The sequence below is a fragment of the Psychrobacter luti genome, assembly GCF_014192115.1.
Lineage (GTDB): Bacteria > Pseudomonadota > Gammaproteobacteria > Pseudomonadales > Moraxellaceae > Psychrobacter > Psychrobacter luti.
Genome location: NZ_JACHXL010000001.1, coordinates 779,924 through 796,630 on the forward strand (window position 1 = coordinate 779,924; position 16,707 = coordinate 796,630).

9 protein-coding genes, 1 pseudogene and 2 CRISPR repeat arrays (1 of these 12 running past the window's edge) are annotated in these 16,707 nt (G+C 36.2%); of the genes and pseudogenes, 6 read left to right on the forward strand and 4 right to left on the reverse strand.

Annotation, left to right across the window (positions count from 1 at the left end):
• From cas1 to csx2, 3 genes are all read left to right on the forward strand, one after another.
• A complete protein-coding gene (gene cas1 / locus FHS24_RS03080) occupies nt 1-1,128 on the forward strand; it encodes a CRISPR-associated endonuclease Cas1 (protein ID WP_183618560.1) in 1,128 nt (375 codons plus the stop codon).
• A 68-nt stretch (nt 1,129-1,196) separates the two neighbouring features.
• Nucleotides 1,197-1,487, forward strand: a complete 291-nt coding sequence (cas2, locus tag FHS24_RS03085; protein WP_183618562.1) for a CRISPR-associated endonuclease Cas2 — start codon at nt 1,197-1,199, stop codon at nt 1,485-1,487.
• A 305-nt stretch (nt 1,488-1,792) separates the two neighbouring features.
• Nucleotides 1,793-2,451: direct repeats of the CRISPR family, unit length 36 nt; unit sequence GTCTGAAACACTCCCTGATTCGTAAGGGATTAAGAC.
• A 222-nt stretch (nt 2,452-2,673) separates the two neighbouring features.
• Complete coding sequence (csx2, locus tag FHS24_RS03090; protein ID WP_183618563.1) at nt 2,674-3,852, forward strand: TIGR02221 family CRISPR-associated protein; 1,179 nt, start codon at nt 2,674-2,676, stop codon at nt 3,850-3,852.
• Nucleotides 3,853-3,885: 33 nt separating this feature from the next.
• On the opposite strand, the gene FHS24_RS03095 is transcribed toward csx2, so the two are convergent.
• Nucleotides 3,886-4,341, reverse strand: coding sequence for a lecithin retinol acyltransferase family protein (locus FHS24_RS03095; protein WP_183618564.1), 456 nt, complete (start codon nt 4,339-4,341; stop codon nt 3,886-3,888).
• Between the two features lie 918 nt (nt 4,342-5,259).
• On the opposite strand from FHS24_RS03095, the gene FHS24_RS03100 reads away from it, so the two are divergent.
• The gene (locus tag FHS24_RS03100; RefSeq protein WP_183618565.1) at nt 5,260-6,084 is read left to right on the forward strand and encodes a methyltransferase domain-containing protein; all 825 of its coding nucleotides are present in this window, start codon (nt 5,260-5,262) and stop codon (nt 6,082-6,084) included.
• A gap of 256 nt (nt 6,085-6,340) precedes the next feature.
• Here FHS24_RS03100 and FHS24_RS03105 read toward each other — a convergent pair whose 3' ends face one another.
• The 3 genes from FHS24_RS03105 to FHS24_RS03115 all read right to left on the reverse strand — a co-directional run bounded on the left by FHS24_RS03105 (nt 6,341) and on the right by FHS24_RS03115 (nt 14,973).
• Nucleotides 6,341-11,614, reverse strand: a complete 5,274-nt coding sequence (locus FHS24_RS03105) for an ATP-binding protein (RefSeq protein WP_183618566.1) — start codon at nt 11,612-11,614, stop codon at nt 6,341-6,343.
• 72 nt (nt 11,615-11,686) lie between these two features.
• Nucleotides 11,687-13,255 carry a hypothetical protein gene (locus tag FHS24_RS03110; protein WP_183618567.1) on the reverse strand — a complete coding sequence of 523 codons (1,569 nt, stop codon included), beginning with the start codon at nt 13,253-13,255 and terminating at the stop codon, nt 11,687-11,689.
• A gap of 2 nt (nt 13,256-13,257) precedes the next feature.
• Nucleotides 13,258-14,973, reverse strand: a complete 1,716-nt coding sequence (locus tag FHS24_RS03115) for a hypothetical protein (RefSeq protein ID WP_183618568.1) — start codon at nt 14,971-14,973, stop codon at nt 13,258-13,260.
• Between the two features lie 440 nt (nt 14,974-15,413).
• Between FHS24_RS03115 and FHS24_RS12605 the strand changes: the two are divergent.
• Nucleotides 15,414-15,635 (forward strand): annotated as a pseudogene (locus tag FHS24_RS12605) (CRISPR-associated endonuclease Cas1); the annotation flags it as partial.
• A 169-nt stretch (nt 15,636-15,804) separates the two neighbouring features.
• Nucleotides 15,805-16,095 (forward strand): CRISPR-associated endonuclease Cas2, encoded by a 291-nt coding sequence (gene cas2 / locus FHS24_RS03125; RefSeq protein ID WP_183618572.1) that lies wholly within the window; start codon nt 15,805-15,807, stop codon nt 16,093-16,095.
• A gap of 299 nt (nt 16,096-16,394) precedes the next feature.
• A CRISPR array of direct repeats spans nt 16,395-16,707; the repeat unit is 36 nt; unit sequence GTCTGAAACACTCCCTGATTCGTAAGGGATTAAGAC; it runs 275 nt beyond the window's last position.

A 16,707-nucleotide genomic window follows, 5' to 3' on the forward strand; every position in this document is an offset into this window, starting at 1 on the left:
ATGCAAAATATAGTCGTAGATAAAAAAGGCAGCCAACTCTCCACCCAGCGCAACATCCTCATCATACATTATCAAAGCTTTGCCAAGCCATTAAGTATTCCCCTATCTCAGATTCAAAGCCTGACGATTACCAGCCAAGTAGATTTGAGCAGCACCTTACTGACTCGTCTCTCTGAAAACGCCATCAGTGTCTGTATCTTGCCGAGCGGTCGTTCCGGAGAAGCGTGTTTCTTGCTGGGTAGTTGGCATGCCGGCAGAGAACGCCGTACACAGCAATATGCCGTTATTGATAATGATGAGGCAAGAAGCTACTGGGCATCTGTTGTTGTGCGGCTCAAACTGCACCAACAAGCCACTACGTTAAGTAAAATACAAAACTGCATCCTAAGTGCTGACTCTACTGGCAATACTCATGCTTCACAGATAACGCTTATTGAGATAGAAAGCTCTGTTCAAAAAATCAAAAGCTTACGTGATAAATTCCGAAAACGTTATACCAATACATCTACAAAACCAGACCAGCCCTCTAGTATTTATGATGGATATACGCCTCAATACCAAATATCCAGCTTGTTAGGTACTGAAGGTGTCGGCTCTGCTGTTTACTTTAAATGCTATCAGCAGTTTTTTGCTGATGAGTGGCGATTTTACTCTCGAAATAGAAGACCACCGAAAGACCCTGTCAATGTGGTTTTATCATTGTCGTATACCCTACTACAGCATTTATGCCAGAACGCCACATATAGTGTCGGCTTTGACCCTTATCATGGTCTATTGCACAGTCCAAACTATGGCAGACAGTCTCTAGCCTGTGATTTTGCCGAATTGCAACGCAGTACTATCGACTTTTGGGTTTGGCAATTATTTGATCAGAATATTTTAGACTCAGCAGATTTTAGTATGGCTAACGACAGCAGCTATCCCTGTGAGCTACTAAAATCTGGACGCAGTAAGTTCTACAAAGCCTTTGCTGCGATACGCCCAATCTTAAGTAAAACTGCACTCAGTCATGCGTGGCTCTGGCAAAATCGTCTGCAGCGCTATCATTGCCATCAAGATGCCACATCAGTACAGTCACCATTGTCCTTTGTCAGTCATCATCCTGAAGCACCAACACCACTATTGTAGGCGTATAAAATAATGACGTAATATGTAATTTTTGTCCGAGCTGAATCTATCAATACACTGGATTGCTTATGAAAAACACCTATTTTATTATTGCTTATGACGTCAGTGAAAAGAACAGACTACAGCGATTGCAGCGCTTAATCAGCAATCAGTTCTTGCAACTACAATACTCTGTCTACTATGGCAGTATGACGCCTAAACGCATGGATACCTTTATCACGTCGATACAAAAGATCATACATCCCAACGAGGATGATTTGCGTATCTATGAAGTTGAGCCACTTGAAAACTCATTTGTCATCGGTAAACGTGACGATGAGATTATGTTGTTTAGCGACATCGGAGAGATAACATTATAATGATAGTGGTGCGCGCTTCAGATCGTGATTCAACTTTATTATAATCTTGCACTTATCCGGCACATCTATTATGATTGAGCGGTGAATTTAAAATCCTCACATCCTAAGCAATTAGGGATGGCTTCAGACGCTATCTGACTAAGATACTGGTCATTATTTAAAATTTCAGACGCATAATTGGTTATTATTTATACAACTTTCAGTAAAACATTGATCAAAAAAGCATCAACTTTTAAGCCGACTTTTATCGGTTAATTTTATAGATGTAAGTTATTGATTTTATTGATAATAAAAATCGTTGTACAGTCTGAAACACTCCCTGATTCGTAAGGGATTAAGACACCCCTTTTAATTCTTCTAGCGTATGTTCCTCAGTCTGAAACACTCCCTGATTCGTAAGGGATTAAGACTCCATCTCACCTGTTAATGCGGTTTCGATAAGAGTCTGAAACACTCCCTGATTCGTAAGGGATTAAGACTATTACTTATAGCTTGAAGTCAATCTCTTCTAGGTCTGAAACACTCCCTGATTCGTAAGGGATTAAGACGCCATATCAAAAAGCAGAGGATGTTTAGCAATCGTCTGAAACACTCCCTGATTCGTAAGGGATTAAGACTATTGAGCTCCTGCCATGAATGAGAAGTCATGAGTCTGAAACACTCCCTGATTCGTAAGGGATTAAGACTAGGTGTCATGGTGTTGCTCCGGTTGTTGTACGTCTGAAACACTCCCTGATTCGTAAGGGATTAAGACACATACATATTAGCGTATGCGTCAGGACGTTTAGGTCTGAAACACTCCCTGATTCGTAAGGGATTAAGACCTTTTGCAAGGCGGTAGGCTTCTAATATCTTCATTGTCTGAAACATTCCCTGACTCCTAAGGGATTAAGACTTACCGTTTATAGGGCACGTATAACGATTAATTATCTGAACACCTCCCTGATTCGTAAGGGATTAAGACGTAGCTAAGTACTTAACGAAGATTAGCTGATAGTCTGAAACACTGCCTGATTCTTAAAATGAGTGAGGATAAGAAAGTATCTAGTAGACAGCTTGCCAAAGTGCAAAGCTAAGCTTGAGTAAAACCCTAAAACAGATAAATTATTAGCCAGTAATCACCAAAATAGCTGCTATTTTCATAGCAGCTGCTTTACCATATGCTCAGAAAAAGGACAGTAATAGCATGACGACCTTAATTAGCTTTTTGGGTGGCGGTAAACGAGGTGGTAGCTACCAAACTACCGATTACAAGTTCTCTCATGGCACTGTTTATGAAAATGAGCGTTACTTTGGGATGGTACTTACCAAAGAGGTCAAGCCTGATAGGCTTATTCTCCTTGGCACGTCAGCTAGCATGTGGGATGTGTTTTTTGTAGCAGGACTAGAGGATCATATAGAGGCATGGAGTACATTATCTGATGCTGTGCAGAGTGACAGCGTTACCATAGAACAATTACAACCATTTGAGCAGTTTTTAACTGATGAGCTAGGCCTGCAAGTGACCTGCCAGCTAATAGACTATGCAAAAGAGTCTGCAGGACAGATTGACATACTAAAGAAGCTAGACGAGCTGCTAGTTAAAGACGAGCATGTCGTCATGGATGTCACCCACGGCTTTCGTCACCTGCCCCTAATTGCACTGGTCGCTGCACGCTATCTGCAGGTGACCAAAAACGTACATATTGAACATATTTATTATGGATTGTATTCTAACGAGCTAAAATTCTCTGAGGTTTTAGAGTTACGTGGCTTACTAGACATGCTGAACTGGGTCAGTGCGCTTGAAACCTTTGATAAAGACGGTGATTATGCGGTGTTTGCCCCATTACTAGTCAATGTAGGTTTAGACCAGCAGTCTGCCGACGAGCTTGAGCGTGCCAGCTACTTGGAGCGCATATTAAATGCCAGTGCCGCCAGCGCCAAATTAAAGCAGGTTATGCCTAAATTAGATGAACTGCACAAAACTGACTCTCCTCTATTTAGTCTATTCTATACGCCTTTAGCCAAGCGTCTATCTTGGTACAAAAAAACCTCTTTAGGTTTACAAGAGCAAGACTTGGCAGAGAAATACTTCAAGAGAAAGGATTATGTGCGTGCCGTCATTTATGCGATGGAAGGACTGATCTCAAGAGAAACAGCGCTGAATGAAGATGATGTACAGAGCTTTAAAGCGCGTAAAGAAGCTTACGAATACTTAGTTGACTCAAGAGAGGACTTTAAAATATTTAAAGAGTTTAGAAATGCAATGGTACATGGAACCGCATCTGGAAAAGACAGAATCCGGCAAATAATGAAAGATCCTGAACGTTTGCATGCCTCATTAAAAGATCGCTTTAAACAATTATTCAAAGATCTATCATGATATGAGTGAGTTTTGTCTTACCAAATGACATCTTTATAAGTTTTTGGACACTCGAAAAGCCGTTTTTCCGACCACTCGAATCAGACTAAAGCTGCTTATAGTACCGCCAAACAACCCTTGTGAAACAAGATAAATAGCCACTTTAGAGACTTGCTCACTCCGTGATTTACCATAAATACACCAATTGATAAAATGCTCACAGTTATTTAATAGCAGATTATATTTATCTTCAGATAAGCGGCTACGAGCACGCTTGATTGTCTGCCTACGACTGAACATACGACTATGATGCTGCTTCACATACGTGCGCTTCCCTTGAGAGAAATTATCCCAATCAGTAATCTCAACTGGACCCGCTCGCAGACCGGCAGCAAGTCCTGAGTAATGAATGACTTTGTTACGACCTAAATATATACCGTGATGGGTATATCCTAAGCGCTCAGTAACCAGATGATCGCCTGCTTGTAGTTGCTTATCGAAAAATCCCATCACTACTTTCATCCATCGTTAAAACTGTAATGCACATCATAGCAACGCAGCTATAAAAGTTGATTTATGACAAGCTTGTCATTCATGACTTCAGTCTGCTAAGCAATAAAGAATAAGTGAGCATAGTAACTTACTCTTACCTTGCACTTATCTGGCACATCCATTATGATTAAACGGTGAGTTTAAAACCCTCACATCCTAAACAATTAGGGATGGTTTCAGACGCTATCTGACGAAGATACTGGTCATTATTTAAAATTTCAGACGCATAATTGGTTATCATTTATACAATTTTCAGTAAAAAATTGATCAAAAAATCATCAACTTTTAAGCTAACTTTTGTCCGTTAATTAAATAGGTGTAAGTTTTTGATTTTATTGAAAATAAAAATCGTTGTACAGTCTGAAACACTTCCTGATTCGTAAGGGATTAAGACCTTCATACTTTCTGAATATAGGTACTTTGTGTGTCTGAAACACTTCCTGATTCGTAAGGGATTAAGACATATGGTTAACTGATTCATTATTTAATTCAATTGGTCTGAAACACTCCCTGATTCGTAAGGGATTAAGACATATCTGCTGCTGTTGGTAATGTGTTCATAATTGTCTGAAACGCTCCCTGATTCGTAAGGTGAGCGAGGATAAGTGAGTGTCTGGGAGACACTCAGCTGAAGCGCAAGGCGTAGAGCTATGCTCGAGCACAGCGTTAGAAAATTGCATGCCAATTTTAGTCTCGCAATTGAAAATATTTAACTTTCCATAAAAGCCAAACAAAAAAGCCGCCTATCAATTGATAGGCGGCTTTTTTTGAGCTGAATTCATACATTGTCCGCAAGCTTGTCATTTTATGAGGTGTCATCAAGAAAAGTTGATAATCAACTCAACGCATCAAATAACCGCCATAAGGATAATGACTATGTCAAATCAAGTTCAGCTTCAAATGGATAAAGCCAGCGAATCTATGAATGGCGGTTTTACTGACTACTATCAAAATATGGTGGATTACTTTCATCAGAATCCTGATCAAAACATAACCTACAATACCTTTTCTAACCGTACCAATAGAGCGACCAATGCGCTTATCAGCGAAGAAGAAGCAATATTTTATATCGTGGCTTATGGTTGGCAACATCACCAAAGTATGCAGCATCTATTAACTGAAACGATTGATATGACGGCTGAGGTACAAGAAAGTATGCGTGTGGTCGATTATGGCTGTGGTCAAGGGATAGCAACATTAGCATTTATGGATTATTTGGCACAGAAGGGACTCGCACAACGAATCGCACTTGAAGTGCATCTAATCGAGCCCTCTAAAGTTAGCTTAGATATTGCAAAGCTCTTAATTGAGCGTCTAGCGATAGTACATGGCATGAAGGTGTCTATTCATTGCCAACAGCGCACGCTCGATAGTGTATTACTGCCATTAAATAGTGAGTGTAAAGAGACTTTTCACTTACTGTCTAATATTGTAGATATAGAAGCCGTACAAGTAGCGCTGCCGAATGTAGCGAAGCAATTAAAATCTTGTACAGGCAAGAACTTTCTATTTGCCACCTGCCCACAATATGATAAGGCACAAGCTGGCTTTCGCATACTTCATCAACAAATGGACTTTGCTATTTGCCATCATGATGAGTCTTGGAATATGACCTATCAGATGTACCGAGTTATACAAGCAAGTTGGAATCAGCATACCTCTACCCAGCGTATGGCAATGATGTCGTGGACTAATAATTAGAAATCGTTTATCTAGCTGCTTAAAAACTGGCTTATCTCATGAAAATATAATAGGAAGACAGTCGATAGGCTTAAATAAATTAAGAGGCTGTCCTAGATTATTTTGCTTATCTAGGACAGCCCCTTTAAGTTATAACAAAATCATCGTACTAAAATATAATTTTAGAAACGCACAAAAAAAATGCTGTGTGTTTCCTATTAGAGCCTGAAGCCATAGTAAATAATTTCAGTGATCAATTACATTATCTAATTTTTTATCATATACATACAAAAAATGAATCAGACTGCTTATCACTGATATAGCTAGTAAAGCCACGCTTTTCTAGAGCAGTAATATCCAATTTTCTTACGACTTCCTTAAACTGCCCTCTTCCATCGTCAACATAACCTGCAAAGAAACACTGACCTTTTTCAAGACTATTCAGCTGTTCAATCCAGTCACTTTTTCTTAGTTCAGGATGTACTTTAGATAATAAATCAGCAAAACTGCTTATTTCTGTAGTTGCAGGCTTAAAAAATAGCTTTGTAGAAGCTTGAAACAATCTATCCTTTTGTTCATTAGTGAAATTACTAACCGTCTGTGTTGCCAAAACCAAACTGATACCGAATTTTCTACCTTCACGAAGAAGCTTATCAATTGGGGAGTCTGCACTATGGTCAAGGTTTTGCATTTCATCTAAAACAATTGTGATGGGCTTATTCTTGTGACCATGTTTTTGTACATATGCCCATAAATCCCACAAAACAAACTCAGTGATGATCCTTTGTAAGTCTTTAGGAATTTGAGTGAGCTGAATAATCTGTACAGCATGTTTACTACGTACTTCATCTTCATACAAGTTAGTAGCAGAAGTATTATCAAAACAGTTCATTTTTACTAAGGTACGAATTTTATTGGCAACACTTTCGCCCCGCGTACCCTCTTCTTCTAAGTCATCAACAAATCCTTCTAAATTATAATTGGGATTAGCTGTTAGCCCAGCTTCAAGTACCTTATCAATAATTGCAACTTGCTGACTCCCAAAGTCTGTATATACAGAGTTTAGAATATTTTTTACTCTAATCGCTACTTGGAAAGGTCTTTCTATAATAATTTTACCCGGAAATATTTCTGTTGAGTAACTTTTAAATGGATTGATAGGTAATGGATCTTGTATGACAAAATACTCTTGCGGCTTACAAACATCTTGATATATAAGCTCTGACTGATGCTTCAAAAACCCATCTGTATAATCAATAATAAAGGAAGAAACACCTGCTAATGCTAATTCAGATAACAAGCACTGAATAGCGTATGTTTTCCCTGACCCCGAAGAGCCAAAAATAAGCAAATGACGGTTGCTTAGCTTTTTGTGATTATATTCCCAATAGATTGGAGTTTGTTTTCTTCCTTCTGTACCGATTACTATTTTTCTATCTGCAACAACATCCACAGTCTCTGAAGTCTCTGAAGTCTCTGAAGTCTCTGGAGCCTCTGGAGCCTCTGGAGCCTCTGGAGCCTCTGCTACTTTAACTTGGGTCATCGACTGACTTAATGTTGGTTCTGTAACAGACATATTATCTAAATTGGAATCATTTTCACCACTTATATCTATAGCTGGCGTCGTAATAATAGACTTGAAATCATTGTCGCTACTATTGTTTAGACTTATTCTTTCTGTCTTAAAACTCAACAAACCTTCTGAATAAAGATGGTTTAGAATAGTTTTTTCAAAGCCAACCTCTGAGTACTGTCTAACAAAATATCTCTGTGAAGCCTCTTCTAGATTATTAAACTCATCCGTATAGAATTTTTCTATTACTACAGAATCATTGCTATTATCCTCGGTATGACATATCACTACACTGGATGTCCAATGGATTGTAAAGTCACCCTCACTTAATCGTTCAAGTGCAATATTCAATTGTTCGGCTTCTGACTGATTGATGTGCGAGCGTATTACTAAAGCTCTATGCAGCTGTCCCCACCAATATCTTCTATTATAGCCATTATTACTTTTATTACTGTCTTTTGGTGCAAATAGCTTACTTAGGTAATGTATGCTGGCTTCAATTTGATCTTCAGCTTTTTTTACCAAATCTGGCGAGCCAATTTTAGCTTCGACAACATGAGCACTTAATATAGGCTTATTATCTTGATCTAATGTCAGTGATAACTGCAATAAGTCTGCTCTATTATAACTATCTTGTAATTTGAACCAATGTTGGCATGCATCTAAAGGTATCCACTGGCTAATTAGACAATCCTTTGATGCAGGAATTGCTTTGATAGACAACGCATAGCCATACAAATTTCTTACCGCTTCGTTATTTCCTAAAACCGCTTTAATGTTAGCAACACCTGATAAAGATTCATTCAGACGTAATATCTCATCAACTAACTGTAATAATGTCTCTTTATGAAGATAATGCATGATACCGGAAATATGGTTATATATACTTTCCTTAAGCTTCTGTTGGGCGTTATGTGCAGTTGATAAAGTGACATTTAGCTCGCCATAATGACCATAACCAGAACTAAAGCTGACGACTTTATGATTTTCATTATCACCTTTCTGCAGTAAATTATAATCAAAGTATTCATCAATATTGACTACCCACTGCGATATCTGATGTAGAGTTTCAATAAACTCAATATCAGCTTGCTCATATTCCATTTTAGATACTACAAAATACTGCTCATTTTCACTTCGATTGGATACTTCAAGGTTAGCAGTCAAGTTTGCGTGTTTAGATTGGATGGCAATCTGTCGCTGACTAAGGCGTAGTTCACGTAGGTTGTCTTGTTGTTGGATAATAGGTTTTGGATAGTAGATAATTGGAAATATTAAGCTACGATCCTCATTTGACTGCAAGGATATAGTGGCTGCTGGATCAGTTTTACCATAAGTTCTATTTTGTAAAAAGCTAAAATTAAACACCATGTCAAAGCAACCAAGCCCGGTTGCATCTTGCATTTCAAGTATTGAATCTAAGTTTTTCTTAATATGCCCTACCTCAGAGTTAAAATGGCTAATTTTTAACTCTATAACCTTATCCTTTTTAGCAAACTTGTCGACTAAATCTTCTTGCCAATTTTTTAATGTATTTACTGCAGTTAATTTGGATAAGCCAATGGTATAGACAGAAATATGTAATGAATAATGAATGCGATTTAGGTCTTTGATTAGAGAATCCTGACAATACTTTGTCAGCCCAGCTAGCAACGAGGGTAGGTTCGTTACATTTGTTGCCAATATACGTAGGCCATCTTTTGCATGAGAGTAGACCTTTTGATAATCATTGAGCGTGTTATAAACAATGCTTTCTTCAGGAGTAATAGCTTGCACATCCTGAGTATCTTCATCATCATCGCTTTCTTTCAGCAAAGCCTGTACAGATAAGTCGATATTATCATCAAGTGGCTTACCAATATAATGCAGCCAACCAAAAGACTTCGCATGAGTACTAATACCCTGTTTTTGTTTTAGCGCAAGGATTGGTGTTTCAATCTCAGACTGAACAAAAACATCATCAATACCATTTTTATTAAATATATAGTTTGAATCACTATAGATATCAGAAACAGCAAAAGTAATAAAATCTATCTGGGCAGAGACTAATTCAAATACTGCTGGATGATAAGCATTAATTAGTACTCCCTCTATTGCATTAAAGCCACTATGACCTAGATTCTCAGTCATAAAAAAACCATAATAGAATTTTTCTTTAATATCTTGTGCAATATAAGCTTCAGATGTCATTATCTCTTCTAATGCGGAGCTATATGCATCTAAAAGTATTTGAGATTGATGTCTGGCAACATATAATCCTTCATCGATAACGCACTCGAGTAAACGTATATAAGTATTGCTTAAATTCTGAAGTGATAACTGAATACCTTCAGCTTGTGAAAAATCATAATCTTTAAAAATATCAATAACTTTCATATCACTCAAGCCTAGACTTGTTAAGCGACAAGCCTCTTCTTGATTTGAAGCATGGTAAATTGCTTGATAGATTTGTTTATTCATTACTAATATAGGTAAAAGACAGCCTTTATTAGTCTCTATTTTTTGTAGTATTGTTTTTGCGAGTTGAACATGTAACCGCTCGACCTGAAACTCTGATAGCTTCCATTTAAACAGATATACTTGAGTACTTTCTCCAGTTATCTTTGTTTCAAAAACCACATGTGGATTTGAGGTGGACGAACGATAGGTGGTATCTTCATTAAGTGGTAAAAACTCTACAACACAATTTTCTATCGCTAAATTTAAATTCCCGATATAACCCTCTATACCACCCAATACTCCTTTCAATACAGACCTAGCCAGCTCATCTTTATTTATATTATTATTTTGAGCATCTTTACTATTGAAATCGTGCTGAAAATGTTTGACTCTAATAGTAATTAGCGAAATACTACGAGATTGGTGCTCATCACTAAATCTTTCTAAAGAAAAATTCAAACCTTTACATACCGCTTCAAAGCTATGGCAATTAAAAGAAGGGATGCTTGTATTAGAAGAGGCTTCTTCCTTTTCTTCTTTTATATTTAAAGCTTTTAATACAGGTAATAAGTCTGTTTCGATGAGCTTTGACTTACAATCGTTATCTGCATTAAGGATGAAATTTTCTATGTAAGAAAAATAAAGATCAACATCTATTTTACTACCTGATATATCAGATACTTTAACTTCAGAATTTTCCAGTAAGTATTTTCTAACTTTATCAAGGTCTTTTGTTTTTCTACTACCTTGATTATATAGGCGATGAGAAATAAATTGATGAGCAGCTTTTAAGTATTGATGACCTTTTTTACTCTTAAACAACTTTATATCATTCTCAACACGTAGATAAGGAATACCTAAGTTAGTTAAGCTTGAGAATAAACTGCATAACAGACCATCGTAGTCTTCACTATACTCGTCATTTGAAGAGTAATTCGCTAACCATTCTTCAAGTAGGTCTGCTTTTTGACTCAATGTCAGAGGTACTAGACTATCTATTAACATTAAATAATCGTTTAACTGATTATAATGTTGTTCTCCAAGCGTGAGACCCTCATTTTCAGCTGTTTCCTTCAACCATTTATTGTAATTACCTTCTAATGAATCCCAAACTTTGTTACTTGTACAAACAAAGAAATCCGCGAGTCCACCTTTATCAGTTGTATGATCAATACCTACTAGTAGAACCAATAGTCTTTCAACGCCCTCATCAACAGTGGTTCTATTACGATACCAAGTTAGCTTATCCTCTTCATCTAGCCATGAATTAAGTCTTAGTCTAGTGAAAGCTTCCATATCATTACTGTTTAGTTTCAAAGATTGCCAATGCTTAACTAAGCCATGAGCAACCCTTAAATATGATCCACAAACACTTGCAGGATATGATGTTGTTATTTTTTCAAAAATTGATAGTGCTTGATTAGGCATTAAGCTTTGAGTGATAATTCTAGTTTCACCAGCATGGATCAATGAATTATCAATAGTATCCTTTAAATAATCAGTATAAGCAGATAAAAACAATTTACTTGAAAGGGTCATAATTATTTCTTCTTTAATCATTTATTTTTTATTTAATAGCTGAGGCCGAGTAATCAGTGGTCTGGATAAACCTCAAGGGTTATTAACTATTGAAATAGCATCTGATAGCTCGATTAACAATCCAGACTGCTTCAGACCTTCCTCTACCCAGCTAACATCTATATTAAGTACTGAGTCATCATTACGCTCTAATTGCCAGGCAATAGCTTCTTGAATCTGTTGACCTTCTATAGCAATACCAAAATGGGTATAAATTCTGCTCAAAAAATCATTAAGCTTAATACGTGTGCCACTTTCAATTAGAGAATATACAAACAATCTTATTAGACTAGCTGTTAATACAAAACGTTGTCCCGAACCTTTCTGTGGAATTACTAAGCCTATATTTTTTGACATCCTTCTAAATACATCCGAGCTATGTTTATCAACTTGCCTATAATCGCTTGGTTTTAGATTTTTCTCTTTGCCCACTGAGCGCATCACTCTATAAACAATTTCTTCAGACTTACTAAAAGAAGATTCGGCCAGCTTCCTTACATTGTCTTTAGTAGTCGCGCTCGGATTGCATACAATCCATGCATAATTTCCGTGATAGTTTTCAGTTGTGTGATTATTTTGATCAATCTGGGTAGAACGAGCCATAATAGAGCGTAAAACTTGAAGTACACAAAGCTGCTGCAAGAGCTCGATTTTTTCAAGCTTGCTTATTTTAGAGCTTAATAAATTGAGCATTTCATTAGCAAATAAAAAGCCTTCGATAATATAGCTCTTCGGAATAGTTGCCAAAGTAGCTGAACGATTATCGTTGTCTTCAATATCGTATTCACTTAAGGTGCTTTCTACAAAGTGGCAGATTTCTTCTAATTGATGAGTTTCATCTTTTAATAGCTGTATTAACGCATTCTCAAGCTTATGCTTTAAATTTGGTAAGTTAAATTCTAAGTGTTGATAAGCAGCATTTTGTTCAATTTTCTGTAATGTTGATTTAATAGCCATGTCGTTAGTGAATAAAAACGCTATTTGTAAAAATAATGCCTCTCCACCTCGAGCCATGAAATTATGACGGTCTAATTGGAAATCTTCAGCGCTATCTGACCAAGTTCCATATTCTTTAGAAGAATGTGGCCAGGTTACTTCTCTCCCAAGAAAACTAGGGGTGATTGGCATAAAGCTATAAGTAGACCACGTTCGGTTATTAGCAATACCAACAAAGCCATATAGCAAATTTTGTAATGTATTTACCAAATTATTTTTTTCAGCATCAGACAGACCTCGCTGCGTTTTAGCTCCTAACTCATCTAAAGCGTCTAAAAAAGATTGTTGATGAATAGGGTGACGCGTATCCAGCTTTGATTGACTAAAAAAACTAAAGAGTTTAAGAGGAAGTCTAGACTTTGGAAAATAATATCTACTATCTTCACTAACATTAAATGAGTTTTCACTTTGGTTCATTTTGAGTTCATCAGTAGTTACCTTCTTTTCACTCTTTTTAGAATGAAAGACTAAAAGGAATTCTGATAAATACTCTATAGGAGTTTGGTCAGCTAAGAATCTTCTACCATAGACTTGAATAGCAATATTGGTTTTACTGTCAGCTTTAAAGCTAGCACTAGGAAATTGAATCGCATTAATATCAGTCATTACTACCCTTCCATTCTAATAATCTTGTGATCACCTGATTGCTCGAAATATATCTCTAATTTATTAACACTTTCATCAGACTTCATTCGGACCAAAGTAATTGCATCATCATCAACGTCTTGAGCATAATCAATAAGGCTTAATTTAAAACGTTCTAACTGAGTCTTATAGATAGGATTTAATGATTCGGTAACATCTCCAATCACAATATTTTCAATGTAATCTAATAGTGGTAAGCTTAAGTCTAAGCGAACATTTTCTGAATCTTTTGATTTTTTTAAGTGTATAAAAGGCAGCTGTTTTTGATTATCATAATCAATGCGAAAGGAGTTTTTAGCAATACTACAAACCATTAATTGAGCGATTTGAAATACTGAAGAATCTGAACGCTTTAGCGTGATATTGATATTATCCTTATCATCTGAACCTGAATAGAACAAATTCAATGCCTTCTCACATAGTCTCTTAACTCTTCGGGATTCATCATTAAAACTCTCAGGATTTATTTGCCAATTATTGAATTTATATATGCTAGTAGAACCCAAAAATAGAGACTTAGTGTTTTTATTCACATTCACGCCATACATAAATAGAATTCTACGTAAGGTCGCTTTCTCGTAATGGGACTCACTTTTCTTGTCGTTATTGATATATTCTATAATAATAGACTTTAAAGGCTCCTTGACTAGCTCAAAGTTGCTCTCATCTGTAATAAAGTTCTCAATTTCTATCCCTGTATATTTGCCAGCATGAATTCGAGAAACCAGATCTATGGCCTTCAAGTCTTTTGCTTTATGCCAAATCCTATTGCCAATGTAGCCGAAAAAAGTATCGCTAAACAATAGAGTTTCAGCATTATTTTTAAATGGCATCTCATCATCTGATATGCTCATACCGGCAGTCAAAGAAACACTTAGATGCGCTAACATCTGCCGCAGAGTCATGCGCTTTTCATAATTTAATAAATACAAGTATGTTAAGCGAATACTTTCTTCAACATCTTGATAGTGATTTTTGATAGTGCAATAATTGATACTAATAGGATGAGTGGGATACTCTTGTATAATTTGATCCCACTCTGGATGGTTGATAATATTTTTAAAAATATTCAAGGCTACTTCTATATTATTTAACTTAGCAATATTGACAATATAAAATGCTTTTGAGTTTACGTCATCTAATCTCAAATTACTTATATCTTCAATAGCAATATCTTTATCAAGAAACTCTAGTATTTTAGATTCTATTTGATGAGCTTTAAAACTAGAAGTCCAGTTAGTCTTCCTCAAAGAACTGGCTATTGAAGTTAATAAAGGGCCTGTATTACTTACAATCAACCAATTTCCTGATGAGTTAAATGCTTTGCTTAACCAACTTCTTCTATCCTCTAAACTTAGTTCACTCATATCTTTGATTACATTCAATTCATTTTTTTCGAGATATTCATGCTCTTTGAATTGATAGCCTTGTGGATACTCTTCTTTGCCTAACTCTCTCAGCAACTCGAATGCTATTGTAGATTTGCCATCCCCTGCATGACCGGTGAGAATGATGATAGCATCACGATCTTTAGAAATAATGGATTTTAAAGACTCAACAATAGGAAAAGGATGATATATATCTTTAAAGTAAGAGGAATTAGCTTGAGATTCTGCAAGACTGTTTGTACCTGAAGCATTAAGATTATGAAGCGAATTAATGTAATTTATGAGTTCCATGATGACTACTTAATATATGATTTTAGAGTTAATTTATGTGCAACTGCTGTTATTTTTAAGTAATTACTCATAATTCCCTTAAATTTGTTAAGAGAATTGTGAGCAGATGAATCGAATTATAAACTTTTAACTCCTTTGAGTTATGTTAACAACAAAGAAAAAATATATAAAAACCAAGCACTAGCTTTATTTTTTATACTTACTAAATCTATTTAATATTAAAAAATAGGCTTACATATCCTCTTAGTACACAGTAATTTATAGCTTAATCATTTCAACTAAAATAAATCTTGAGCAGTCATTACGATTATCGACAGTTGTTATGTTACCACTAAAATTAAGATTATCCGTTCGAAAACACTTTTTCTATAAAATACTCTTATTGTGCTGGTTAGCTAATATTTTGATAAGTATAACCTAGTCTAAGCTATTGGAGAAAATCTCTAGCCTGTGACTTTGTAGAGTTGCAACGCAGTAATATTGATTTTTGGGTTTGGCAATTATTTCATCATAATATTTTAGACTCAACAGATTTTAGTATGGTCGACGATAATGGCTATCTGTGTGAGCTACTAAGGTCTGGACGCAGTAGATTCTATAAAGCCTTTACTGCGATACGTACAGTCTTGAGCAAAACTGCACTCAGTCATGCGTGGCTCTAACAAAATCGACTACAGCGTTATCCAGAAACCATATTACTACAGCCATCATTGTCTTTTGTCAGTCATCACCCTGAAGCGCCACCGCCACTACTCTAAGCTTATGAACACTGATATAACACTATACTCTTTACAAACCGGAATACTAATCTATAAATATACTAGATTGTCTATGAAAAAGACCTATTTTATTCTTGCTTACAACATTAGCGAAAAGAATAGACTACAAAGTTTACAGCGCTTGCTTAGCAATCAGTTCTTGCAGCTACAGTATTCTCTCTATTATGGCAGCATGACGACTAAACGCATGGATAGTTTTATAATTGCAATGCAGAGGGTTATTCATCCTAACGAGGATGATCTGCGTATATATGAAGTTGAGCCACTTGAGAAATCGTTTGTCATCGGCAAACGTGATGATGATATTATGCTGTTTAGTGATATAAGAGAAATGACACTATAATAATGAACGCCTGACACCCTGATAACGTCGCTTTATCATCTTGCACTTATCTGGCACATCCATTATGATTAACCGGTGAGTTTAAAACTCTCACATCCTAAGCAATTAGGCATGGTTTCAGACGCTATCTGACGAAGATACTGGTCATTATTTAAAATTTCAGACGCATAATTGGTTATTATTTAGTCAATTTTTAGTAAAAAATTGATCAAAAAAGCATCAACTTTTAAGCTGACTTTTGTTGGTTAATTGAATTAATGTAAGTTATTGATTTTATTGATAATAAAAATCGTTGTACAGTCTGAAACACTCCCTGATTCGTAAGGGATTAAGACCTAGTTTGCGGGTTTTTCATCAACTGCTGTTCTGTCTGAAACACTCCCTGATTCGTAAGGGATTAAGACCTAACTTGCTTTTCTTAGTAAATAATTTAGGAGTCTGAAACACTCCCTGATTCGTAAGGGATTAAGACTTTAAAGTTCCAGGCGCAGCCGCTACTGGTGTTGTCTGAAACACTCCCTGATTCGTAAGGGATTAAGACTTTAGTTCGACTTTCAATCTTGCTGGGTACTTGGTCTGAAACACTCCCTGATTCGTAAGGGATTAAGACTG

What these genes read in the sequence shown, in the direction of transcription:
- cas1 (WP_183618560.1), top strand. Translation starts at nt 1, where the DNA reads ATGCAAAATATAGTCGTAGATAAAAAAGGCAGCCAACTCTCCACCCAG.
- cas2 (WP_183618562.1), top strand. Translation starts at nt 1,197, where the DNA reads ATGAAAAACACCTATTTTATTATTGCTTATGACGTCAGTGAAAAGAAC.
- csx2 (WP_183618563.1), top strand. Translation starts at nt 2,674, where the DNA reads ATGACGACCTTAATTAGCTTTTTGGGTGGCGGTAAACGAGGTGGTAGC.
- FHS24_RS03095 (WP_183618564.1), bottom strand. Translation starts at nt 4,341, where the DNA reads ATGGGATTTTTCGATAAGCAACTACAAGCAGGCGATCATCTGGTTACT.
- FHS24_RS03100 (WP_183618565.1), top strand. Translation starts at nt 5,260, where the DNA reads ATGTCAAATCAAGTTCAGCTTCAAATGGATAAAGCCAGCGAATCTATG.
- FHS24_RS03105 (WP_183618566.1), bottom strand. Translation starts at nt 11,614, where the DNA reads ATGACCCTTTCAAGTAAATTGTTTTTATCTGCTTATACTGATTATTTA.
- FHS24_RS03110 (WP_183618567.1), bottom strand. Translation starts at nt 13,255, where the DNA reads ATGACTGATATTAATGCGATTCAATTTCCTAGTGCTAGCTTTAAAGCT.
- FHS24_RS03115 (WP_183618568.1), bottom strand. Translation starts at nt 14,973, where the DNA reads ATGGAACTCATAAATTACATTAATTCGCTTCATAATCTTAATGCTTCA.
- cas2 (WP_183618572.1), top strand. Translation starts at nt 15,805, where the DNA reads ATGAAAAAGACCTATTTTATTCTTGCTTACAACATTAGCGAAAAGAAT.